The 23767-nt window shown below is 34.5% G+C and carries 19 protein-coding genes and 1 pseudogene; 10 read left to right on the top strand and 10 right to left on the bottom strand.

Features of this window, described 5'->3' with window-relative positions:
• Window positions 1-16: 16 nt before the first annotated feature.
• The gene (locus CJF12_RS10200) at window positions 17-457 is read right to left on the bottom strand and encodes a hypothetical protein (protein WP_034682173.1); all 441 of its coding nucleotides are present in this window, start codon (window positions 455-457) and stop codon (window positions 17-19) included.
• A gap of 922 nt (window positions 458-1379) precedes the next feature.
• Here CJF12_RS10200 and CJF12_RS10190 point away from each other — a divergent pair.
• Window positions 1380-1781 (top strand): hypothetical protein, encoded by a 402-nt coding sequence (locus CJF12_RS10190; protein WP_034682172.1) that lies wholly within the window; start codon window positions 1380-1382, stop codon window positions 1779-1781.
• Between the two features lies 1 nt (window position 1782).
• Window positions 1783-2649, top strand: coding sequence for an AadS family aminoglycoside 6-adenylyltransferase (locus CJF12_RS10185; RefSeq protein ID WP_034682171.1), 867 nt, complete (start codon window positions 1783-1785; stop codon window positions 2647-2649).
• Here the strand turns inward: CJF12_RS10185 and CJF12_RS10180 are convergent.
• Complete coding sequence (locus CJF12_RS10180; RefSeq protein ID WP_034682170.1) at window positions 2646-4226, bottom strand: GMC oxidoreductase; 1581 nt, start codon at window positions 4224-4226, stop codon at window positions 2646-2648. The genes CJF12_RS10185 and CJF12_RS10180 overlap by 4 nt on opposite strands.
• Window positions 4227-4364: 138 nt before the next feature.
• Between CJF12_RS10180 and CJF12_RS10175 the strand changes: the two genes are divergently transcribed.
• The 4 genes from CJF12_RS10175 to CJF12_RS10160 all read left to right on the top strand — a co-directional run bounded on the left by CJF12_RS10175 (window position 4365) and on the right by CJF12_RS10160 (window position 9071).
• Window positions 4365-4982 carry a DUF1684 domain-containing protein gene (locus CJF12_RS10175; RefSeq protein WP_034682169.1) on the top strand — a complete coding sequence of 206 codons (618 nt, stop codon included), beginning with the start codon at window positions 4365-4367 and terminating at the stop codon, window positions 4980-4982.
• Between the two features lie 5 nt (window positions 4983-4987).
• Window positions 4988-5461 (top strand): GNAT family N-acetyltransferase, encoded by a 474-nt coding sequence (locus tag CJF12_RS10170; protein ID WP_034682168.1) that lies wholly within the window; start codon window positions 4988-4990, stop codon window positions 5459-5461.
• A 74-nt stretch (window positions 5462-5535) separates the two neighbouring features.
• On the top strand, window positions 5536-6345 hold the full coding sequence (locus CJF12_RS10165) for a glucose 1-dehydrogenase (protein ID WP_034682167.1): 810 nt from the start codon (window positions 5536-5538) through the stop codon (window positions 6343-6345).
• 68 nt (window positions 6346-6413) lie between these two features.
• Window positions 6414-9071: an MGH1-like glycoside hydrolase domain-containing protein gene (locus CJF12_RS10160; protein ID WP_034682165.1), complete on the top strand. Its 2658-nt coding sequence runs from the start codon at window positions 6414-6416 to the stop codon at window positions 9069-9071.
• Window positions 9072-9338: 267 nt separating this feature from the next.
• Here the strand turns inward: CJF12_RS10160 and recO are convergent, their stop codons facing one another.
• The 4 genes from recO to CJF12_RS10140 are packed head-to-tail and all read right to left on the bottom strand — an operon-like array spanning window position 9339 to window position 14002.
• Window positions 9339-10025, bottom strand: a complete 687-nt coding sequence (gene recO / locus CJF12_RS10155) for a DNA repair protein RecO (RefSeq protein WP_034682163.1) — start codon at window positions 10023-10025, stop codon at window positions 9339-9341.
• Window positions 10025-12298, bottom strand: coding sequence for a type IX secretion system anionic LPS delivery protein PorZ (gene porZ, locus CJF12_RS10150; RefSeq protein ID WP_034682162.1), 2274 nt, complete (start codon window positions 12296-12298; stop codon window positions 10025-10027). The genes recO and porZ overlap by 1 nt, the downstream gene beginning before the upstream one ends.
• 1 nt (window position 12299) lies before the next feature.
• Window positions 12300-13247, bottom strand: a complete 948-nt coding sequence (locus tag CJF12_RS10145; protein WP_034682160.1) for a bifunctional metallophosphatase/5'-nucleotidase — start codon at window positions 13245-13247, stop codon at window positions 12300-12302.
• A complete protein-coding gene (locus CJF12_RS10140; RefSeq protein ID WP_034682158.1) occupies window positions 13247-14002 on the bottom strand; it encodes a 5'-nucleotidase C-terminal domain-containing protein in 756 nt (251 codons plus the stop codon). Before CJF12_RS10140 ends, CJF12_RS10145 begins: the two co-directional genes overlap by 1 nt.
• A 107-nt stretch (window positions 14003-14109) precedes the next feature.
• Between CJF12_RS10140 and dapA the strand changes: the two genes are divergently transcribed.
• The 4 genes from dapA to CJF12_RS10120 all read left to right on the top strand — a co-directional run bounded on the left by dapA (window position 14110) and on the right by CJF12_RS10120 (window position 16907).
• Complete coding sequence (gene dapA / locus CJF12_RS10135) at window positions 14110-14982, top strand: 4-hydroxy-tetrahydrodipicolinate synthase (protein ID WP_034682156.1); 873 nt, start codon at window positions 14110-14112, stop codon at window positions 14980-14982.
• 102 nt (window positions 14983-15084) lie between these two features.
• Window positions 15085-15591: a GNAT family N-acetyltransferase gene (locus tag CJF12_RS10130; protein WP_034682224.1), complete on the top strand. Its 507-nt coding sequence runs from the start codon at window positions 15085-15087 to the stop codon at window positions 15589-15591.
• Window positions 15592-15883: 292 nt separating this feature from the next.
• A complete protein-coding gene (locus tag CJF12_RS10125; RefSeq protein ID WP_034682153.1) occupies window positions 15884-16465 on the top strand; it encodes a helix-turn-helix domain-containing protein in 582 nt (193 codons plus the stop codon).
• Window positions 16458-16907, top strand: a complete 450-nt coding sequence (locus CJF12_RS10120; protein WP_034682151.1) for a response regulator — start codon at window positions 16458-16460, stop codon at window positions 16905-16907. Before CJF12_RS10125 ends, CJF12_RS10120 begins: the two co-directional genes overlap by 8 nt.
• Before the next feature lie 598 nt (window positions 16908-17505).
• On the opposite strand, the gene recG is transcribed toward CJF12_RS10120, so the two are convergent.
• From recG to CJF12_RS10100, 4 genes and pseudogenes are all read right to left on the bottom strand, one after another.
• Window positions 17506-19590, bottom strand: coding sequence for an ATP-dependent DNA helicase RecG (recG, locus tag CJF12_RS10115; protein WP_034682150.1), 2085 nt, complete (start codon window positions 19588-19590; stop codon window positions 17506-17508).
• Between the two features lie 132 nt (window positions 19591-19722).
• A complete protein-coding gene (locus CJF12_RS10110) occupies window positions 19723-20256 on the bottom strand; it encodes a thioredoxin family protein (RefSeq protein WP_034682148.1) in 534 nt (177 codons plus the stop codon).
• A gap of 44 nt (window positions 20257-20300) precedes the next feature.
• Window positions 20301-21774 (bottom strand): annotated as a pseudogene (locus CJF12_RS10105) (peptide MFS transporter).
• 107 nt (window positions 21775-21881) lie between these two features.
• Window positions 21882-23633, bottom strand: a complete 1752-nt coding sequence (locus tag CJF12_RS10100; RefSeq protein ID WP_034682145.1) for a peptide MFS transporter — start codon at window positions 23631-23633, stop codon at window positions 21882-21884.
• Between the last annotated feature and the right edge of the window lie 134 nt (window positions 23634-23767).

Raw genomic sequence — 23767 nt, 5'->3', positions numbered from 1 at the left:
CCGCTTTATGCGGCTTTTATTTATTTAAAAATAAGTAATCACCTTGTGCTAAATCAATTACAAATCCTTCCAAATTATGTTGAATAACATAACTCATAGGAACTAATTGAGGATAGCTTTTATTATTTAAACTTTTAAATAGACCTGTTATATTCATAAGTTCTTCTTTAGAATATAAAGCGAATGTATTATAGATTGTGTTATTAAATTGTTCAAAATGGATACTCTTAATTATCTCTTGTTTTTTCTTCTCGTCCCAATTGTTTTCTTTAGCAGTTTGTTCAATTTTATTTTTACAATAATTGTAAAAATATTTTTCAAAGTTGGTTACTTTGATTAGTTCATCAATGAAAATTTTGTTTTCTACTGTAGGGGTTGCAGGTGGGGGAGGATCTAGTTCCTGAGCTAGAGTAAAAGAAGCGGTCAGAAGAAGAGAAGAAAGTATAATCTTTTTCATTTATTTAAAAACTTTTTGGGTTTTATAATTTTGTATGATGTTATCAATGATGAAGAACAGGTGTTTTTTCGTGTCTTCGTCCAATTTTTCGATATCTTCAATATGTTTTAGCAGATGCCTATCCAGAGCGGCCAGTTCGCCTTCACCAATCATAAAATCCACAGTTACATTAAAGATCTTGGCTAACTTCCCTCAATAGAAGGAGTGTTGGCATTACGTTCGTAATTACCAATTAATGGTACGGGATACTCCCGCCTTCTTTGCTAGATCGTCTTGGAAAAGATTTTGCTGTTTTCTAAATTGTATGATACGTTCTCCAATGTTCAACATAATAATTGCTTAAAGTCAATTGGTTTTACTGTATATGTACAAATGTAGTCAAAATAATTTGATAAAAGAAATACGAGTTTGTTGTTTGAATGAAAAGGAATATGTGCGTTTGTCAAATGAGTTTGACATAGCAAACCTGCCAAAGATTACTTGCAAAAAAGGGCTTGGACTTTAGCAAAATAGAGATGGGTTATAATTCGGAACAATTCCCCTAGCTGGCGCGATCGTCTCGATCGTGTCCAAATAGAATAATAAACAAAACGGTCGCAATTTGCGATCGTTTGTTATTTAAAAAACTCTAATCGTGCAAAGTCCTTGACTTTGAGCTGATCATAAAAGGACTCTTTTATAGTTTAGTGGCTTACTTTTTTAATACATAATCACCAGATAAAAACAAAAAGCATAATAAACTTTTTATAGATAATATACGACATGTAAAATATCAGAGTTTGGTTAGTCAACTATAAAAACCAGTTGATAAAAAAATCCTTAACATAATCATAATTCAATCAATAGATCCATATCAACTTAAAATTAAATAAATTTGCAGGATATTATTCATTACTGATTACCCATCACTTATAAAAGAAACGTGGAAGAAATAATTGTAAAGCCTATTATTGCTAAAGAGCTTCTGGAATCTCTTAAAACGAATGTAGAAGAAGAGAAACAGGTCATTGTGCATTGTTGTTTCCCGGCATCACCATTTTTGGGGAATCTGATCAGGATCTGGAATACAACGTATCTTCTTGATAACCAATCAGAGCATCAAAGTAAGCTCATTCACGCTGAAAATATTACCATATTTCCCAATTGGACTCCTGTTCCTTTTATGCGGGACTTTTGGTTTACCTTGATATTCTCAGGCTTGCCCAAAGATTGTAAGAGTTTTGATCTGAAGGAAGTAATTCCTGAAGAAGGCGGTTTTTTTGTAGAATCGATTAAAAGAAATGCCATGGATGTCTATAGAGTGAAAATTTCAGAATCCTATTAACATGAAGGCAAGAGAAGAGAAGCTGAAGCAGATTATAAACTGGGCGAAAGAGAATCCGGATATCCGTACTGTTTTATTGACCAGTTCATTGGTGAATCCCTATGCTCCTGTAGATGATTTTAGCGATCTGGATGTTGAGCTGGTTTTTGAAGGTATGAAGCCTTATGAATCTGATAAAAAATGGATTGAATGCTTTGGAACGCCTATTTCTATGGTAGAAGAGGATGAAACTTTTTTTGACGGGAAACATGCTATGAAAATGGTATTGTATGAAGACCATGTTAAAGTAGATTTTAAGCTCTACGAAAAGTCCGAATTTATTAAGGAAGTTGATGGAGAGACACTTCCTGAAGATTGGGATGTAGGTTATAAAGTGCTGATAGATAAAGATGATCTGACAAAAGAACTCAAACCTCCTACACATCAGTCTATCATGATAAAGAAGCCTACGGAACAAAGGTTTCAGCAATTGATCAATGATTTTTGGTGGGATACGACTTATGTGGCCAAATGTCTTAAACGTGATGACATTTTTTATGCAAAGTTCATGATGGAAGATGTTATCAGAACAGATTATTTAGTTCCTATGCTTGAATGGTATATTGCCAGTGAAAAAGAATGGAATAATATCACGACTAATAAGCATGGAAGGCTTTTCAAAAAATATCTCTCCCCTGAACTTTGGAAGCAAGTAGAAGCTACTTTTTCAGGAAGTAGTATTGAGGACAATTGGAATGCATTATTTGCATGTGCAGATCTGGTACATGAAGTAGGGACTTTCCTTGCTAAGAAAATTGGTTCTCCATATCCGTTGGAAATGGAAAATAAAGTTAGAAAATACCTTAATGAAATAAAAGAGAAATACTAAGTAAACTCATCCTGCTGAATTAAATTCTCCATACAATATTCTGCTATGGCAACAATAGTGACAAAAGGGTTTACTCCAATTGTTCCGGGAATCAATGACCCATCCAGTATAAAAAGATTTTCGTGACCGTTTAATTTCCCGTAAGCATTGGTGGCTTCACCCAGCACACATCCTCCTAAAGGATGATAGCATACATTAGGTCCAAACCCATTTTTGAAAAGAAAATGACTTCTCGTTCCACCGTTAGCCTTATTCATTTTTTTGATAAAATAATCTGCATTTTCTCTCATTTTTTGTGTGTTGGAAACATCCCAGTCTAGAACAAGCTGTTGGGTTTTTCCATTATAGGAAACTTTTCCTTTTTTATCTACTCTGTTGATCATTAAATACAATGCAGTGGCAACATCCATCCCCATGGGTAATGGTGCAATCTCTGTGAAGAAAGGGTGGTCTTTGTCATCCCAGTTGTCAACACCTCCTACGGGAATTGTGGATTGCTGTACACCGGTACCTCCTGATAAAGGTCTCACCCAGTTTCTTCCCGTCATAAAGTTCCCATTGTTTCCCCAGTTTTTTCCGACACTTTTTTCAATAGGAAGCTGGTTCAGTTCATTAGAACGCATCAGTAGTTTTAAAGTTCCCATTGTACCGGCTGACAGGATCAGCTTTTGACAATGAAAGACTTTTTCAACTTCTACATTTCCTGATGTATTGATGTTTTGAACATTGAGGGTATAGCTTTTATCAGGATTAAGCTGAATAGAATCGACATAATGAAGGTCAAGGATTTCAAGGTTTCCGGTATCTAATGCTTTTTTCAGATAGGTTTTATCCAAACTGTTTTTACCATAATTATTCCCATAAATAACTTCGGTATTAAGTGCTGAACGGGGGACCTCATTTTTAAACTCCTTTTCCATATACTTGAAATCATATACATTCGGAACTCTGATTGTTTTAAAACCTGCCTTATGTGCTTCTTCTTCTCCAACTCTGGTGAATTTATAATAAGGGCAGTCCTTTAAAAACTGTTCATCAATAGTATTTACTTTCAGCTCTTTTCTGGCTAACGGAAAATAGGACTGATAGAATTTTTCAGTGTCCAATTGCGGAAAAACTTCTTTGAAATAACTTTCTTTAGGAGTCACGGCCATACCACCATTAACAATAGATCCTCCTCCGACACCTCTTCCTACCCAAATGTTGATGTTTTCAAAATCCAATCGGTCAAGAGTCCCTGTAAAAGGGGTTAAAGAGAAAATGTTCATAAAAGGAGCTATGGTTTTCTTTTTTAGCCATGCTGCACTTTTTCCTGGCTTTAATAGATTGGAATAAGGAATTCCTGACTTTTCCCAATTCAATCCCATTTCCAGCATGAGTACTTTTTTTCCTGCTTCACAAAGACGTAAAGCTGCCACAGCACCACCATATCCGGAGCCAATTATAATGACGGGAGTTTCTATGGGATCCTTTTGCCGGTAAGCTTTCGGCCGGGACGCGAAAAGGAGGTTACTGCTTAAGAAATAAAGACTTGATATTCCTAAGGCACTGGTGGTAATGAATTTTTTTCTATCCATATTCCTTATTTCTCAAAAAGTATGCTAGAAAAACAAAAAAACTCATAAATTATATTGAAAATAAAGCGGAAGTTTTTAGTATAATTTTAAGATTCATATCCGGAAAAATTCATAGTTTTATTCTTTAATTTGATATTCATGAAAAAATATATTGTAGTATTCTTTCTGCTGCCATTACTTGTCTTTTCTCAAAAGACAATGTCAAAAGAAGAAAGAGAGGTTAAAAAATTTCAGGATGAGCTGAATGCTGAGTATTTAAATCCTAAAGAATCACCTTTACGTGGAGATAACCTTACCAATTTTAAAGAACATCCCTTTTTCCCAATTGATATGAAGTATAGGGTGAATGCAAAACTGATCAGAACTGAAAATGCGCAACCCTTTGAAATTCCTACTTCATCCGGAAAAACAAAACTATATAAAGAGTATGGGAAAGCCAGTTTTGAACTGGACGGGAAGCCCTATACGCTAACATTATATCAAAGTTTGGATTTACTGAAGCAGAAAAAATATCAAGACTATCTTTTCCTTCCGTTTCGTGATGCTACTAATGAAAAAGAAACTTATGGAGGAGGCAAGTATATGGACTTAAAAATTCCGAAAGGAAATACAATTATTCTGGATTTCAATCAGTCCTACCATCCTTATTGTGCCTACAATGCCTACGATTACAACTGCCCAATCGTTCCCGATGAGAATAAACTCCCTATAGAAATCCGGGCAGGAGTGATGTACAACGACATTTATCATCATTAAAAAGTATGGTTAGTTTACACTTCTATAAGCCTGAAGATTTTTCCGGAGTTAATTATACTTTGGACGAACAACAATCGCAATATACATCAACGGCTGAATTTGCCTTACAAAGAATCGAAGAAAGAAATGACGGTCAGGGGTTTTCTGTAACAATTTTTGAAGATGAAAAACCGGCTGGATATTTTGTGCTGGATTTCGGAGATGATAAGCTCGAACTGACCGATAATCCCAATTCGGCACTCCTACGGTCATTATCTATAAATCCTGAACTTCAGGGTAGGGGAATAGGAAAAACAGCCATGATAAAAGTAGATGATTTTGTTAGGGAGAACTTTAAAGATTGTGATGAAATTGTTCTGGCAGTGAATCAAAACAATACATCGGCATACGATCTTTACCTCAAGGTAGGCTATTCTTTTGATGGGAAGACCAGAATGGGAAGGAGCGGAACACAATACCTCATGTATAAAAAACTTTAAGAAAATTTTAAAGCAAAGTTTACTGCTTGACGCGATCTTTCCACTAACTTTGAGTAACACCAAATACAAAACTTATGGAAATATCCCTTCAGAATCAGATAGCTGTCGTTACAGGAGCGTCAAGTGGAATAGGTAGTGGCATTGCAAAATCATTAGCTTCAGCTGGAGCAACAGTTATTGTTAATCATTCTTCAGAAAGATCGACTGATGAAGCCAAAGCTGTTCTAAAAGAAATTACTGATGCAGGAGGAAAAGGAATTACGTATGCCTGTGATGTTTCTAAAGAGGACCAGGTGGTTAAAATGTTTCAGGATGTGGTTGCTGAATTCGGAACGGTGGATATTCTGATCAATAATGCCGGTGTGCAGAAAGATGCTAAGTTTACTGAAATGACACTTGATCAATGGAACACGGTGATAGGAATCAATCTGACAGGGCAGTTCCTTTGTTCACGGGAAGCCATTAAAGAATTTTTACGTCGTGGGATAGATCTGTCCCGTTCTAAAGCTTGTGGAAAGATTATTCATATCAGTTCAGTTCATGAAATTATTCCATGGGCAGGTCATGTTAACTATGCTTCCAGTAAAGGAGCAATAAGAATGCTGATGCAGACTCTGGCTCAGGAATACGGAGCAGATAAAATACGTGTTAATTCGATCTGTCCGGGAGCCATTCAGACTCCTATCAATAAAAATGCTTGGGATACTCCCGAAGCTCTGAATGCTCTTCTTGACCTGATTCCTTATAATAGAATAGGACAACCTGAAGATATCGGAAATCTGGCTGCCTTTTTAGCAAGTGATCTCGCTGACTATATTTCAGGTACAAGCATTTTTGTAGATGGTGGAATGACCACGTTTGAAAGCTTTTCTACAGGAGGATAATTCTAATACTGATCAGTAGTTAGCTTTATTACCCATTATTTATTACTCATTACTCATAAATACATCGTATGACCGAAAAACAGAGAATTTCAGACGTTTCATGGAAAAAGTGGGGTCCTTATGTCAGCAATAGACAATGGGGGCTTGTTCGTGAGGATTATAGTGCCGATGGAGATGCATGGAATTATACGAACCATGATATAGCTGAAGCCAAAACATACAGATGGGGGGAAGAAGGGATTTGTGGATTTTGTGATGATTTCCAGAAACTGGTTTTCTCCGTTGGATTCTGGAATAAAAAGGATAAAATCATTAAAGAACGTTTCTTTGGCTTAGGCAATGGGCAGGGTAATCATGGAGAGGATGTAAAAGAATACTTTTATTATCTGGATTCTACCCCTACACATTCCTATATGAAGATGTTGTATAAATATCCTCAGAATGCTTTCCCTTATGAAGATTTATTACAAGCCAATGCCGGAAGAAGTAAGGAAGAAGCGGAGTATGAACTGATTGATACCGGAATTTTCGATCAAAATGAATATTTTGATATTTTTATTGAATATGCTAAAGAAAGTCAGAATGATATTCTGGTAAAAATAACGGTTACCAATAAAGCTGAAAAAGAGAGCCCGCTGGTTATATTACCTACAGTATGGTTTAGAAATACATGGAACTGGGGATATGATAATTACAAACCTGAATTAAGTTCGGAAGAAGAAACCTCTATCAAAGTCCGGCATAAAGATCTTGAAATAAAAAATGTGTATGCTGGAAAATCTTTAAAAACCCTATTCTGTGACAATGAGACAAATAACCAAAGGCTATATCAATCTCCCAACGATTCTAAATATTGCAAAGACGGGATAAATGATTTTGTGATTAATGGAAATTCCTCATCGGTTAACCCTAATCATATTGGAACAAAAGCCTGTTTTTTGATTGATGAAAGTTTTAAAGGAAAAGAAACAAAAATATTCGAGTTCAGAATTTCTGATAAAGATTTAGTAGAGCCATTTAAAGACTTTAAGGAAGTTTTTGATAAGAGACAACAAGAATCAGATGAATTTTATGCTGAAATTCAGAAAGGAATTAAGTCTGATGATGAAAAGTTGATTCAAAGACAGGCTTTTGCGGGAATGCTCTGGAATAAAATGTACTATCATTATAATGTTGAAAAATGGTTAAAAGGAGATCCTGCACAACCAGCCCCTCCTAAATCCCGGGAGAAAATAAGAAATTATGATTGGAAACATCTCAATAATGAACATGTTATTTCCATGCCTGATAAATGGGAATATCCCTGGTATGCCACCTGGGATCTGGCATTTCATACCATTAGCTTTGCATTAATTGATCCTGATTTTGCAAAATACCAGTTAAAGCTATTTCTTTTCGAATGGTATATGCATCCGAATGGTCAACTTCCAGCCTATGAATGGGACTTTAGTGATGTTAACCCGCCCGTTCATGCATGGGCTGTTTTCAAGGTTTTTAAAATCGATGAATATCTGAACGAAAAACCGGATTTGCAATTTCTGGAAAGTGCTTTCCAAAAGCTGCTCATGAATTTTACATGGTGGGTAAATAAAAAGGATAGCAACGGAAATAATATTTTTGAAGGAGGATTTTTGGGGCTTGACAATATCGGTGTTTTTGACAGGAACTGTGTACTTCCCAATGGAGAACGATTGGAGCAAGCAGATGGAACAAGCTGGATGGCTATGTTTGCCCTCAATATGATGAGAATCGCTCTGGAATTAGCTTTATACAATAATGTGTATGAAGAAATGGCGATGAAATTTTTTGAACATTTTCTTGCGATTGCGCATTCCCTCGATAATATGGGAGATGAGAATTTTGGATTGTGGGATGATGAAGATGAATTTTTCTATGATGCTATTTCTTCCAGTGACGGCAGCCATATGTATCTTAAATTGCGAACCATTGTTGGTTTGATCCCTATGTTTGCGGTTGAGGTGATCGATGATGAGGTGATTGAGAAGCTTCCTAACTTTAAAAAAAGAATGCATTGGGTTTTGGAAAATAAACCTGAGCTGGCAGCTTTGGTTTCTCATTGGGAAGTCAAAGGGCAGGATTCAAAGCATTTGCTTTCACTTTTAAGAGGACATCGTTTAAAAAGATTACTGAAAAGAATGCTTGATCCTAACGAATTCTTAAGTGATTATGGGGTGCGTGCTTTATCAAAAGAATATGAGAAGCATCCCTACAACATTAATCTTAATGGTATAGATTACACTGTGAAATATACTCCTGCAGAGAGTGATAGCAGTCTTTTTGGAGGGAATAGTAATTGGCGTGGTCCTATATGGTTTCCTATTAATTTTCTGATTATTGAGAGCCTGCAGAGCTTTTTCTTTTATTATAGTCCTGATTTTTTAGTGGAATACCCTACAGGCAGTGGGAACTATCTTAACCTGGAGCAAATTTCAGATGCTTTGAGTAAAAGGCTATCGAAGATATTTTTAAAGGACGAAAATGGAAATCGTCCGGTTAATAGCCAATATCCAAGATTTCAAACAGATCCTGAATTTAAAAATTATATTCTGTTTTATGAATACTTTCATGGAGATAGCGGCCGTGGAGTAGGAGCGTCCCATCAAACAGGGTGGACAGGATTAATTGCGAAAATTCTTCAACCCAAGTTTCCTAAAAAAGAAATTGCCGAATCTCAAACGGAAATGCCGGAAGATGCAAAATCGTGAGATTGTAAAACCGTAAAATCGTGCAATCGATGAATCGTTGATATTTTTGTAAATAAGTACTTTTGATATGTAATGGTGAATGTGGAAAGTTAGCTAAAGGGCAAAATGGCCAATAATGTATATTAAAACAGTTCGTATACGATTTCACGATTCATCGATTTTACAATTGCACAGTTATCTATAAAATCAAAACGGAGAATTTGTAAATGAAAACAGTGAGTAAGCGATTCAGCAATTCAGCGATTTTGCGATTTTACGCTTCAACAATCATCCAAATATCTGTTGAATCACTTCCAAAGAAGCAGGAATCCTGAAATCGGTGATATGGTAATGGTAATATACCAAAATACTATCGAGAAAATCTTTTCTTAATGCCGATTGGATTTTCATTTCATAAGGATTTTCAAAAGTAACGATACATCTCCACATAGTAGAAATCTCAAGGTTGAACAGTTGGTGAACCTGATGAGGTGAAAAAGTCCCTGTTTCCGGATCAAGATATTGATTGTTGTCAATTAGAGGGGCTACTCCCTGGATTTTTAAAATCTTAATTAGGAAGATCAAATGGGATTGATAATTCTTTAAAGAAAGCTCATCAATAAATTCATTAATACAGAAAAATAGATTGGGATTCTTCTGTTCATTTCTAAGAATCTGATTTAAAAAGTCAGAAATAAAAAAAATAACGGTATTGACTCTGATATCCGTATAGATGTCACTGTTTTTTACCAGTTCAAACTTTGAAACGGAGGGTATACCGCTGCTTTTTCCCAAATTGATAGAAAAGCAAAGCTGATTCAAAGGCAGTAATAATGCTTTTTTCTTATTTCTTTTGGAATAGATTCCTTTTAGAAAATAGGTTTGGAAGCCATCTTCTTCAGTGAAACAATGCAAAATAGCGTCATTTTCACCATACTTTATAAATGAGAGTAAAAATCCCTTTTGCGAATTCATTAATTGACTACTGCTATTTTGGCGGTAGCTTTGTCAGAACCATCTTCATTAGTCATTAATACAAAATAGATTCCTGAAGCTACTCTTGCACCTCTTTGATTATTAAGATACCATTCATAATATCCACCTCTTGCCACTGCTGAATGGATTACATTTCCTGCAGTATCGGTAATCCGGATGTTGGTTTTCTCTGCTAAACCTTTAATTGTAACCTTTCCTTTAAAATTAGAATAGACCACGGGATTCGGATACACCAGAACGTTTCCAAAATTAGAAGTCACATCCGCAACATCGCCCTGATAAGTAACAATTCCACTATAAGATACAAAATATACCTTACCGGTTTTTCTGTCTACTTTTATATCGGTAATGCTATTGGTTGGTAATGGCGAATTTTCTTTTGTAAAATGTTTTATTGTTCGTTGCCCGTCTGAAGACATATAATAAACCCCACCACCATCTACTGAGATCCATTTATAATCTCCTGCATCCACTTCTATCTGTAAAATCTGCGAATCACGGAAAAGTTCCTCTCCAAGGTTATTTTGTTCAATAATAATCGGTTTTACTGAAGGGTTAGGCTCTCTGATTGCTGATGCGGCATTAGATAATATTCGCAACCCTGTATCCGATCCGATCCATGCATCTCCTGATTTATCAAAAGCAACCGAAATAGAGCCGTTCGAATTAGCTGGAAAACCATTGGACTGGCTTAACATATAAGGAGTATCATCCGAAATGTTGGCTGGTGTTTTTTTATAATCATACACCAAAAAGTTATTTGATCTTGGCATAGGAACCCATAATAGATTTTCGTAATATAAAGCTTTTTGAATACCATTACTTAAAACTCCCAGGTCTTTTATAACAAAATCGTCCGCAGCTTTGTCATAAGCAGCGACTGCGATAGAGCTATTTTCCATAAATGCAATGGTCGTGAACAAATTATTCTGATCATCGTAAGTTAATCCAACAGGACGTCGTAGGGCAATTTGGGGAGGAGATAAGCTATAGTGCTTTGTGAAGTCAAAGTCTTTTTTACTACTATTATATTTCATTTTGTAGATACCCTGACCTCCCAGTGTATAATTATAATTAGTGAAGTATATCTCTTCCGGATTGCTTGGATTGGCAACTACATCTAATATGCTGAATTTCTGAGTAGTTCCGATAAAATAAGATGGGTAAATCCACTGCATTCCATTGAAATAGTAAAACCCTGGATTTTTAAGATTTACCAAAGGAGTATTGAATCTTCCTTCTCTACCACCAGTTGATATCAAAAGCTGGTTTTCACCAAATAAATTTATTTTGTAAGCGTAATTATAATAAGGGCCATCAGGTTTAAATGAGTTGTTGCTTTCGTCCTTAATCCCTGAAAATATTGTTCCTCCATATATTTTAGAGCCTACTGTGGTTGCGGTATTACAATCTTCTCCAAAACTTGCCACTCCAGTATAGTTTCCGTTGGTGTTAAAGGTATATATTCTGCTCTGGTCCGTTACCACAATGTTATTTGCATTAACCACTACATCTTGTACATTTCCAAACGTTTGAGAAAGTGGGGTAGAGGTACCATTGTTATAAATGTATACTGTACTGGCCGAGGAAAAACTAAGTACAGACTCTGAATCAATCTGGGTAAATGTACCGGGCATTTCCGTTGTCCATGTAGAATATACCGGGAAGGTAGTGTTCATTTCATGACTTTTCAATCCCGTATTGGTTACAGAAAAGACTTTATTATCAAGGATGGTTGCTTCGTTGCTCGCTTCATACTGTCCTCCTGACAAAAAGAATGCAGAGTCATTAAATTCCTTTTTTTTAAGATCAAAGATGGAAACTCCGTATCCAACTGAAATAATAGCTTTGTTTCCTGTAATAGAAATATGATTGATTTTCTTGCTTCCGTTGTATCCGGTGGCAATAGGAATATCAACAACATAAGTAATTCCGTTCTGGGTAATGACGTCCAAAGATCCATTTTCATAGCCTACCAGTCCGATTTTAGTTTGTGGATTGTAGTCAAATGCCGATATTTTCACTTCATGTAAGCCATTGGCTTTGGATAACTTCGTAATTTCACCTGTTGAAATAGTATAATAGAAAATTCCGTTTTCTGCTGCTGCCACTATTTTCCCATGATCCTCTTTCATGGCGATCACATTATTGTAGGAAAATAAATCCGACCATTTTTTTGAAGAGATAATCTGGGCATTTAAAAATTGAACGGATGCTAAAATACCAAGGGAAATTAGAGAGAGTTTTTTCATATTATGCTATTATGCTGCTGTCTATAACCTGATTATTCCAGGAGATTTGTTGTATGTTTTTATTAGAGTCAAAGTAAAAATCTATTCTTCCTAGCAGAAGTCCTGCCCATCCAACCTGGTTGACCAGAACATTTTTTCCTTGCCTGTTTTTAAAAGTTTGGGGCTCGGGTAAGAAGGTATGGGTATGTCCACCTAAAATAATATCAATATTTTCTGTGTTAGCGGCTAATATTTTATCACTTACCTTGTTGGGTTCATCTTTATAATCATAACCGATATGAGATAGACACACGACAAGATCACATCTCTGTTCTTTTTTCAGAAAGTTTGAATAGTGTTGCGCAACATCAATCGGATTTGAATACACTGTTTCCTGGTATTGTTTTTTTCCAACAAGTCCTTCCAGTTGAATTCCGACTCCGAAAATTCCTACTTTAATTCCATTTTTGTTAAAGATTTTATAGGGTGATGTTTTTCCATCTAAAACAGTATTTTTAAAATCATAATTAGAACAGATAAATGGAAATTGAGCATTAGGTAAAACCTTTAGAAACCCTTGCAACCCATTATCAAAATCATGATTACCCATGGTAGAAGCGTCATATTTCATCATGGACATTAACTTAAACTCAAGTTCACCTCCAAAGAAATTGAAGTATGGAGTTCCCTGGAAAATATCCCCGGAATCTAGTAATAATACATTGTTTTCCTGGCTTCTGATTTGCTGGATTAAACTTGCTCTTCTTGCAAATCCCCCTTGATTGGGATTTTTTGTATAGCTTTCGTCGAATGGTTCAATTCTGCTGTGCTGATCGTTGGTATGAAGGATAGTAAGTTTATTTGAGGATAAGCTATTTAATTTTAAATCCTCTGCCATCATCATATTGGGTGCTAAAGCCATTGCTAAAGTTCCACCACTTATTGTTTTTAAAAAACTTTTTCTGTCCATTACTTCTTACCAATAAAATTTAAACGAATATCTGTATTCGGAACAACCTCTGAGTTTTTCTTGAAATAATCAATGAATAAATCTCTCATTTTGATTCCCGTTGGGATTGATTCTCCTTTTGCAAAGAAACTCATATTGTCACCACCTAGTGCAAGATAATCGGATGTGGCTATATAATAATCCTGATCAGGATTTACTGCTTTGCCATTAATGAAGGTTTTGACTGGCTGTCCGTTACTGGTTTCTATATATAAATGAGAAACAGGATTGTTTACCTGATTTTTTGCGTAATATTGAAATAATCCCTGAAGGTCAGTTCCTTTCATTTTAACAATAACTACTTCATTTTCGAAAGGCATTACTTCAAAAACGTTTTTGAGCAAAATATCACCTTTCCCAATCGATGTCCTGATTCCGCCAATATTAATTAGTGCAGCATCAACATTTTTTTTGAGATGATTTTTTGTCCATTCGTCTGCTCCTTCAAAAGTATAATCAGCTAAAAGGTTTCCCAGGTTACTATTATCTCCCTGCTTGGTAAGATCTACATTACTATGGGAAATTTTCTGGTTCATTTCCTTATCCAGCTTTTGTTTATAGGGCTCGATTACTTTTATAAATGCCTCATCATTCTTCAGCTCTTTATTAATAGAAATATTTTTTTGTGTCTGTACATTAGCGACTTGTAAAGAAGTTGTTTTACAAGAGGTGAACGAAACCAAAGCAATTCCTAGTAATAAGAATTTATTTTTCATAATTTCTTTAAGTATATGCAAATATAATTATATGTATAATAAAACATTATTATTTATTATAAATTCTTGGTGTAAATTATTAAATTTGAAAAAAATAATTTTAACAGATGAGCATTTTAAAAGGAGTAGGTGTCGCTTTGGTAACACCCTTTAATGAAAATTTATCCGTTGATTTTGACAGTTTAACAAAACTTGTTGAATACAACATTGATAACGGAACCAATTATTTAGTAGTTTTAGGAACTACAGCGGAAGCAGCAACATTGTCTAAAGAAGAGAAGAAACAGGTTGTAGATCATATCATTAAGGTAAATAATAAACGCCTTCCATTGGTTTTAGGAATCGGTGGAAACAATACTCTGGAAGTTAAAAAACAAATTGAAGAAACAGATTTATCATCTTTTGAAGCTATTTTATCTGTTTCTCCATATTATAATAAACCGAATCAGGAAGGTCTTTACCAGCATTATAAAATGCTTGCTTCTACAGGGAAAAGCATCATTATTTATAATGTTCCTTCGAGAACAGGACAGAATATAGAAGCTGAAACTACAATTCGTTTAGCAAAGGAATTTCCTAATTTGATCATGATCAAAGAGGCAGCTCCTAATATTCTTCAGTACTTTGATATTTTGAGAAAGAAACCAGAAGGGTTTTCTTTGGTATCGGGAGATGATGAATTTGCATTGCCTGTTACATTAGCAGGAGGAGATGGTGTTATTTCTGTGATTGGACAAGCCTACCCTAAAGAATTTTCTACCATGATTCAGTTGGGGTTAGATGGTAAGGTAAAAGAAGCTTACGAAATTCATAATAAACTTGTGGAAATTACGAGGCTGATTTTCGCTGAAGGAAATCCGTGCGGGATTAAAGTGATTTTAACAGAGAAAGGAATCATCAAGAACTATCTGAGACTTCCTCTTGTGGTAGCATCCGAAGGTCTGCACAACAAGATAAAAGCTGAAATGGCTGGGATTTAATTAACCCTGAATGTCAAATTGTGAATTGTATTCACAATTTATTAAAAAATAAATAATATGAGTGAAAGGTTGCGGCTTTTCACTTTTTTTAATCAAAAAATCATGAAATTAGTTAAAGCAACAGAAAAAGAAATCCCTTTAATTCAGGATTTAGCCCGAAGATCGTGGGAAAATGCTTATTCAGATATACTTTCTGATGAGCAGATGGAATACATGTTGAGCACCATGTATTCTACAGAAGAAATTTCTAACCATTTACAAAGTACCCATTACCATTATTATCTAATTATAGATGAAGCTGATGACTCACCTGAAGGCTTTATAGGATATGAACATAATTACGAAAATGGGACGACGAAGCTCCATCGGATCTATCTGGTTCCTGAAAGTAAAGGGAAAGGATTTGGAAAAGAAGCCCTTCTTTTTTTAAATCAGAAAACTTTAGAGAGTGGGAATAACAGAATTATTCTTAATGTGAATAAGCATAACGCAGCAAGAAAATTCTATGAATCCCAGGGGTATACCGTATATGATGAAGGCGTTTTTGATATAGGAAGAGGCTTTGTTATGGATGATTTTCTTATGGAGTATATAATTCACAAGTTATAGACTTATAATTGTGTAACATTATCCTATAATTCTATAACAAGTGAACTGTATTTTTTAATCATATTTGCAATAGAACCAAATCACTTCAAAATAATACATTCATATGCTTGGTTTTAAGCTGTCTTAGCTTTTTATCAGTATATTTTTTTCATCCTTAGTGTTTAAACTCCTGTATTCTTAAATACAGGAGTTTTTTGCGTTTATGAAGTTTTTTTAATTTTTTTATGCTATTTCACTTTTGTATGAAATAAAATATTATATTTACAAAATTAATTAACACACTTATACTGGGATGAAAATGTATGTGAAATTTGATTTCAATGCTCTTTGTAAAAAAGTGTTGGATGAAAAACTTAAAGAACAAGGTTTGAAATATCGCTTGCTGAATTTTGGTGAAGTAGAATTTTATGAATCATTCACCCAGGAGCAGCATACTATTTTCAAAAAGAAACTGGAAGATTATGGCATCGAAATTATAGAAAGCCAAAAAATAGCTTTGGTCCAAAAAATTAAAGATGCTATCGTAGAATTGGTTTTTTCAGATCATATTGTAGCTGTGAAAGCTTCAATCTATATTTCGGAAAAATTAAAGCATAGTTATGGATATTTGTCTAACTTATTTTCTGAAGTAGCCTATACTTCGATCGAAAACTTCATTATTTTACAAAAAATAGAATATGCTAAGGAGCTGATTATTAATAATAAGCTTAATCTTACTGAGATTGCTCACAAACTTAATTATTCCAGCGTAGCTCATCTTAGTACTCAATTTAAAAACACCACAGGAATTACACCTTCTCAGTTTCAGAAGATTATTGTAAAAAGACGAAAAGAGCAAAGTGTAGGAAGCACAAATAAAATGCTATATGAATAAAGAATATTTAAATGTCATACTTGCCGATGATGATGAAGGAAATATTATTTTATTTAAAAATATATTTAAAGACTTAAAGATTGCCGTGAAAGTTCAATCTTTTCAAAATGGAAAGGACTTGATGGAATATCTTAATAATGCTGAGGCTTTTATTCCTGAAATGATCATGATGAACTATACTATTTCTCAGAAAAGTAGTTTGGAATGTCTGGAAGAGATAAAAATAGATTTGAGATTGAGCAATATGATTACGGCAATATATTCTGATTCTTTACCGGAAGAAGATATAGAAAGAATTCTCGTAAAGGGAGCTAATATTTATATTAAAAAGCCGGATAATTATAAGGATTTAAAAAGAGTGGTTTCTGATGTTATAACTCTTAATTGGCAGTATCAAACATCAGGGCTTAATAAAGATAATTTTATTTTAAAAATTGGGTAGACAGGGAACTGGAAAATGCCTTGTTGTAACAATAAATTTATATTTATAATATATAATATTCACACAAAGGTGAAAATTTTGTAACGATTCAATGTAATCATATAAGTGCTTATTAGCCTCAATTAATGAAATTTGTATCAGCAAAAAAGCTAACACAAATTAATCATAAATGACAATAATAAATGTGAATAATAATTGTTTCTGTTTAGGAAACTAAATTATGTAAATCACAATGTTAGTCAAACAAAATGGATTATTAATTTCCAGCGTAAAGCGTAGAAGATCTTTAAACAAAACGGTACAATCATGAAAACTTGAAAGTTAGAGAATATTATATTCGTTTCTTGAAATTCTTTAACAAACACAGTTAGTTTTTATAATAAGTAAGTTGGAAACATAATTCATTTTGTTTTTTACAATTTATTTAGTAGCAGCTTATAGCGCAAGACAGATGTTATAAATATTTTCAATTCATGCCCATTTCACAACATCAGTAAGCATTCTACTAAATAAATTTTTTAATTGGAAAAAGTAATTTCTTCTAAATAACAGTTTTATAAGGGGGCCGCGGAAAGATCATTTTCTTTTTGCGGTTTTTTTATGAAATTTTGCTCCATTTATTTTTCCCTTTGTAGTATTTTAGGTAATAATTTTTTATGATCTGATGGTCAGGTTTTGCTAAGAGAGGATCTGTTTCAAGGATTTTTTCAACAGCTTTTTTGGTAGTTTTGATAATGGCTGAATCTTTTACCAGGTCTAATCTTTTAAAATCTACAACACCACTTTGCTGGGTGCCTAAAATATCACCTGGCCCCCTAAGTTGCATATCTACCTCGGAAATTTTAAAACCATCATTAGTTTCTGTCATTGTTTTGATACGGGTTCTACTTTCAGCAGACAGTTTATCGGAAGTCATTAAAATACAATAGCTTTGTTCAGCTCCACGGCCAACGCGCCCACGTAGCTGATGGAGTTGTGATAATCCAAACCTTTCAGCACTTTCGATGACCATAACAGAAGCATTGGGAACATTGACCCCGACTTCAATTACAGTGGTAGCCACCATAATTTCTGCCTTTCCGGAAGCGAAATAATTCATAGCAGCATCTTTTTCGTCAGGTTTCATTTTGCCATGAAGCATCGTAACATTATAATCTGAGAAAGAATTCATTACATGGTCTAGACCTTCCATTAAATTCTTATAATCCAATGTTTCGGATTCTTCAATTAATGGATAAACAAAATAAATCTGCCGGCCTTTTCTGATTTCGTCACGACAGAAATTATAGACAAAGGTCCTGTCTTTTTCGCGTCTATGGGCAGTGATGATTGGCTTTCTTCCCACAGGCATTTCATCAATCACAGAAACATCCAGATCAGAATAAAAACTCATGGCAAGAGTTCTTGGGATAGGAGTGGCGGTCATTACCAAAATATGGGGTGGAATCTTATTCTTAGCCCAAAGTTTTGCTCTTTGAGCAACACCAAATCTGTGCTGTTCATCGATAATTGCGATCCCAAGATTTTTAAACTTTACTTTATCTTCTAGAACGGCATGGGTTCCCACCAAAATAGACAGTTCTCCATTCTCAAGCTCCTGGTGAATAATTTTTCTTTCGGCAGCTTTTGTAGACCCGGTTAGCAGACGTATATTAATATCTGTTTTTTCCAATAATTCCTTTATGCCGTTATAATGCTGTTGCGCCAGAATTTCTGTTGGAGCCATCATACAGCTCTGAAAACCATTGTCCATAGCAATGAGCATGGTAAGAAGGGCTACCATTGTTTTTCCAGAGCCTACATCGCCCTGTAAAAGACGATTCATTTGAATAGGCTTTTTCATGTCCAAACGAATTTCTTTTAAAACTCTTTTTTGAGCATTGGTGAGGTCAAATGGAATATGATGTTCATAAAAATTGGTGAAATAATCCCCAACAATAGGAAAAGGATTTCCGAAAGATTGGCTTTTATGATGAAGCTTTTTTAAGCCATAGCCTAACTGAAAGAAGAATGATTCTTCAAATTTCAGCCGGTAATTAGCTTTCTCAAAATAATCTAAATTTTGAGGAAAATGGATATTTAAATAAGTGTGCTGTCTCGATAAGAACTTAAAAGACTGTATTAAATAATCAGGTAAATTTTCCTGAATAAGATTTGGTATTTCTTTGCAGATATTTCTCAGAACATTCTGAAAAAACTTTTGATTTAATCCACGTTTGGTTAGTTTTTCTGAACTTGGATAAATAGGCTTGAGCCGATTATCATTTTCTTTTTTTTCCTCAATCTCAATTTCCGGATGAGGCATGGAAAACTGATTATTGAATATATTTATTTTCCCAAAAATGTAAATTTCACGGTTAATGGGTAATTGTTCTTTAAGCCATTTTGAATACTGAAACCATACCAGATCCATAGTTCCGCTATCGTCATTGAACTTTGCCGTAAGTCTTTTGGTTTTTCCAGTTTGGATTTCCTGAACATGGGTGATTTTTCCTTTGAGCTGTATATCGAGATTGTTTTCCCGAAGCTGGGCTATCTTGTATACTTTGTTTTTATCCAGATAGCGAAGAGGGTAGAAGTTAAGAAGATCTTCTACAATCGAAATTCCCAAAACACTTTTAATGAGTTTTGCTTTTTCAGGACCGATTCCTTTAACGTATTCTATGGAAGTTTCAAGATTCAATTTTAGTTTGGATTCAGGTTTTGACTTGTGAATGAAAAAATAAAAGTCCGAATTTCGGTAAAATAAAAAAAACTTCCAAAAAATTGAAAGTCTTAATTATGTATTTTGGAAGGTGGAAACATAAATTTCCGGTTAATCCTTTATTTTAGATTTGAATTTCTTCTGATAGTCTTCCCATTGTTCTCTTGTTTTTATCTTTTTATAAAGCTCTTTTGAAATAAGCTCCAGATAAGGTTCAAGCTCTTTAGCGGATAATTCTCCCTGTAAAATAGTGATAGGACCTCCTTTTTCATCTAAAAATACAGTGCTCGGAACTGCTGAGACATTCATATATTGAGTGAAATCATGTAAAGAATTTTTTCCCTTTTTCTGGTCTTTATTATGGTTTGAAAAGGTTCTTCCAAAAATTTGAATATCTTTCTTTTCTTCAGCATTGAATTTAACAGGGTAGTAATTCTCATTTAAAATCTGAGCAATCACGGGATGTCCATACGTTTTTTTATCCATGATTTTGCATGGCCCGCACCAGTCTGCATAGAAATCAACAAGGATCTTTCTGGGGCTCTGCTTTTGGGCTTTTAATGCTTCCTCAATGGTCATCCATTTTATCTGGGCAAAACTAAAGGTTATTAATAAAAGGCTTATTATGCTTAGTATTTTTTTCATACAATTTTAATTATTAATAAAAATAAGCATAATAAGCTTATGTTTTATTTTACGTCTTGCATTAGTTTTCTGACATATGAGGATATCAAAATCAGTACCACTCCGGCTACTAATGCATAAATACCCAGAGTCTTATATCCGTCAGTATAAGCAATTAGCTTACTCATGTTGGTGTTTCCTACGTTGGCTTCAGAAAAGCTGGCACCGATTTTTCCGGCTGCAAATTGCCCGAAAGCACTTGCTAAGAACCACAAACCCATCATCATACCAAACATCTTCTTAGGAGATAATTTTGTTATAATAGACATTCCTATGGGACCTAAACACAGCTCTCCAAAAGTAATTACTAACCATGTGAAGGTAAATAAATTAAGAGAGGATTTTCCATCTGCACCGGCAAAGAATCTTAAACTGTAGAATAAAAAGAAACCTGCGGCAAGAAATAGAAATCCAATTCCGAATTTATTGATGGTATTGGGTTCCAGTTTCTTTTTATTTAATCCTACCCATGCCAGACCAATAAGTGGACTAAATATAATGATGAAGAAAGAGTTGGCACTATTGTTAATGACATTGGGATCCATTCCAAAACCTAATAGCTTATGGACAAGGTTGTCTTTAGCAAATAGAGATAAAGATCCACCACTTTGCTCATAAATAGAGTTGAACAAAAAGTACATGAAAATAAATATGAAAGCGGCAACAAGCTTTTTCTGGTAAGGTGTGGTTTGCTTTAGTGTTTCAAAGATAAAATAGCCAACAGCAACGATGCCTATTAAATACATAAAATAGTCAGTATAATTGTATTTTTTACCATAATGAAAATCAGAGGCATACTTAGTAGCGCACCAATATATACCATTACTTCAGGTAAAGTTCTTTTTGACTTAGGTAGAATTTGTAAGGGAGAATCTCCAATAGGACCTAGCGTTTTTCTAGTAGCGAAAAATGTAGCCAGACCCAGAATCATCACGACTGCAGCAGCAAGGAAACACCATGACCATGAGTGGTATTTTCCCAGGTAAACACATAATGCACCACCTAAAAGTCCTCCGATATTAATTCCCGCATAGAAAAGTCCATATCCGGCATCCCGTCTTGGGTCGTCTTCTTTGTAGAGTTCCCCTACCATTGACGAGATATTGGGTTTGAAAAATCCTGTTCCGATAATAGAGCAAGTAATTCCAAAATAAAAGAAATCATGTGGAGATAAAGCAATGATAAGATTACCTATCGTCATAATAAGCCCCCCCCAAATACCAGAGATTTTTTGAATCCCAGGATTTTGTCAGCGAAAATACCTCCGATAAATGTAAAAGCGTAAATGAAAGCCTGTATGGCTCCATATTGTAAGTTGGCCTTATCTTCTAATAAGCCTAGTTGATCTACCATAAAGATGGTAAGAACTCCACGCATCCCATAAAAACAAAAACGCTCCCACATTTCTACTGTGAATAGCGTCCAAAGCTGCTTAGGATACTTTCCTTTAAAATTTTGTATTTCTTCTAATGTATACATAGTAATTGAAAAATAATCTATAGGCTACTTCATTTTGAAACAGCGTGCTAATTTATAAAAAAACCTCTGACTTAGCAGAGGTTTTTTATAGTATTTTATTAATGAAACTAGCCTACGCCATGCATCATTTTCTTTAATCTTGTTGAAAGTATAGCAAGGATTACCGATGCAATACCACAAAGTACTACAAATACCATGAAGAATTCAAATAAATTATGAATTTCTACGCCAGCAAAAGTTGTATTGGCAATAGGTAGTTGTTCTTTTTCAAATAATGCCATTTGTTCAGGAGTAAGTGTTACTTTTTTGTCTAAAACATCCTGAAGGTTTACACCTAGTTTTTCTGCTTTTACAAACTTGTCTCCTGTAGCAGGTATAATAGCTCCTAAAGAACCTGCCAAAGCATAACCCGCAGCGTTAGAAATGAAGAAAACTCCATATAATAAAGACGCAAATCTTTTTGGGGCAAGCTTACCTACCAATGATAATCCGATGGGTGATAAACAAAGCTCTCCCATGGTTTGAATTAAATACAATAGCATTAACCATTTGATCGCTAATAAGCCTGTATTTCCTAAGTCCTTTACGTTATAGGCAATAATAAAATAACTTAAAGCTATTAAAGCTAGACCTATCGCTTGTTTCATTGGAGAAACCGGTTCTTTTCCTTTAGCTCTTAATTTGTCCCAAAGGATACTGAAAGGCAACGCCAATGCTACAACAAACATTCCATTGAAAATCTGTACCATTGATGGAGGCATGTTCCATCCAAAAATACTCCTGTCTGTTTGGTTATCTGCAATAAATGTTAATGAAGAACCTGCCTGCTCAAAAGCAGCCCAGAAAAAAATAATAAAGAACGAAACGATATAAATTACCCAGATTCTCTGTCTTTCCACTTTGTTTTCAGCAGAGCTCATGATCAAAAATGCTAAAGAGATCCCTGCAGCATAAATAAACGGATAAATAAGCCCTTTGATAAGTTGTCCCATTCCTACCGAATTGAATCCAAATTCTCCTACCAAAATATATCTGAATACAAAGAAAAGAGCAACAAATAATACAGTTGCTATTCCTATAGACTGTCCTGAGAATTTTGCAGTTTGAGTTTCTCCTTCTTCAAAATCTGCACTTGAACTATTTTTAGGCAATCCTCCAATTGGTCTGCCTTCAGGAGTTACAACATATTTATTTTTAAGGATGAAAAAAGTTACTGTTCCAATGATCATTGCAATGGATGCAGCCAGAAACCCCCATTTGAAAGCGAAAATATCTCTAACTCCTTCAGAGTCTTTAACATCTCCTAAGTAAGGACAAATAAATTGACCCAAAAATGCTCCAATGTTAATACCCATATAGAAAATGGTAAAAGCAGAGTCTAATTTAGATTTTTCTTGTTTAGGATAAAGGCTTCCCACCATTGAAGAAATATTCGGTTTGAAGAAACCATTTCCGAAAATAATAATGAATAAAGCTAACCACATAAAGGTTTTTGCTCCCCCTAAACTTTCAGAAAATGTAGATGCACTCAGGAAAAGTAAAAATTGCCCTATGGCCATAAGGCTCCCTCCTAAGATAATACAGTTTCTATTTCCCAGATATTTATCTGCAATAAAACCTCCTAAAAGTGGTGTTAAATAACATAAAGCAAGAAAACCTCCATAAATAATAGATGCATCAGCCTCCTTCATTAAGAGAGAGTTTACCATAAATAAGGTAAGTAATGCTCTCATTCCATAAAAGTTGAAACGTTCCCACATTTCTGTTCCGAAAAGAACCCATAATCCTTTTGGATGTCTGGAACCTTTATTCTCTACAAATTCATCCGGTTTCGGACTTAATGCTTCAATATTATCCATTCTTATTGTTAATTTTTTGTTAAGACTAGCAAATATAGTTTTTTTTGAGTTTTTGGCAAGGTTTTAATTTTATATTTAAATAAAAAAGCCGTAGAACTTAGCTACGGCTTTAATTTTATATCTGAAAAGGAGCG

The sequence above is a fragment of the Chryseobacterium piperi genome, from assembly GCF_002285635.2.
In the GTDB taxonomy this organism is placed as follows: Bacteria; Bacteroidota; Bacteroidia; order Flavobacteriales; family Weeksellaceae; genus Chryseobacterium; species Chryseobacterium piperi.
Note: the sequence above shows the minus strand (reverse complement) of the source record. Positions and strands in the feature narration are given on the sequence as shown.

Bases quoted from the DNA above. Each gene is read 5' to 3' on its own strand.
- CJF12_RS10200 (WP_034682173.1), bottom strand. From the start codon at position 457: ATGAAAAAGATTATACTTTCTTCTCTTCTTCTGACCGCTTCTTTTACT.
- CJF12_RS10185 (WP_034682171.1), top strand. From the start codon at position 1,783: ATGAAGGCAAGAGAAGAGAAGCTGAAGCAGATTATAAACTGGGCGAAA.
- CJF12_RS10180 (WP_034682170.1), bottom strand. From the start codon at position 4,226: ATGGATAGAAAAAAATTCATTACCACCAGTGCCTTAGGAATATCAAGT.
- CJF12_RS10175 (WP_034682169.1), top strand. From the start codon at position 4,365: ATGAAAAAATATATTGTAGTATTCTTTCTGCTGCCATTACTTGTCTTT.
- CJF12_RS10170 (WP_034682168.1), top strand. From the start codon at position 4,988: ATGGTTAGTTTACACTTCTATAAGCCTGAAGATTTTTCCGGAGTTAAT.
- CJF12_RS10165 (WP_034682167.1), top strand. From the start codon at position 5,536: ATGGAAATATCCCTTCAGAATCAGATAGCTGTCGTTACAGGAGCGTCA.
- CJF12_RS10160 (WP_034682165.1), top strand. From the start codon at position 6,414: ATGACCGAAAAACAGAGAATTTCAGACGTTTCATGGAAAAAGTGGGGT.
- recO (WP_034682163.1), bottom strand. From the start codon at position 10,025: ATGAATTCGCAAAAGGGATTTTTACTCTCATTTATAAAGTATGGTGAA.
- porZ (WP_034682162.1), bottom strand. From the start codon at position 12,298: ATGAAAAAACTCTCTCTAATTTCCCTTGGTATTTTAGCATCCGTTCAA.
- CJF12_RS10145 (WP_034682160.1), bottom strand. From the start codon at position 13,247: ATGGACAGAAAAAGTTTTTTAAAAACAATAAGTGGTGGAACTTTAGCA.
- CJF12_RS10140 (WP_034682158.1), bottom strand. From the start codon at position 14,002: ATGAAAAATAAATTCTTATTACTAGGAATTGCTTTGGTTTCGTTCACC.
- dapA (WP_034682156.1), top strand. From the start codon at position 14,110: ATGAGCATTTTAAAAGGAGTAGGTGTCGCTTTGGTAACACCCTTTAAT.
- CJF12_RS10130 (WP_034682224.1), top strand. From the start codon at position 15,085: ATGAAATTAGTTAAAGCAACAGAAAAAGAAATCCCTTTAATTCAGGAT.
- CJF12_RS10125 (WP_034682153.1), top strand. From the start codon at position 15,884: ATGAAAATGTATGTGAAATTTGATTTCAATGCTCTTTGTAAAAAAGTG.
- CJF12_RS10120 (WP_034682151.1), top strand. From the start codon at position 16,458: ATGAATAAAGAATATTTAAATGTCATACTTGCCGATGATGATGAAGGA.
- CJF12_RS10110 (WP_034682148.1), bottom strand. From the start codon at position 20,256: ATGAAAAAAATACTAAGCATAATAAGCCTTTTATTAATAACCTTTAGT.
- CJF12_RS10100 (WP_034682145.1), bottom strand. From the start codon at position 23,633: ATGGATAATATTGAAGCATTAAGTCCGAAACCGGATGAATTTGTAGAG.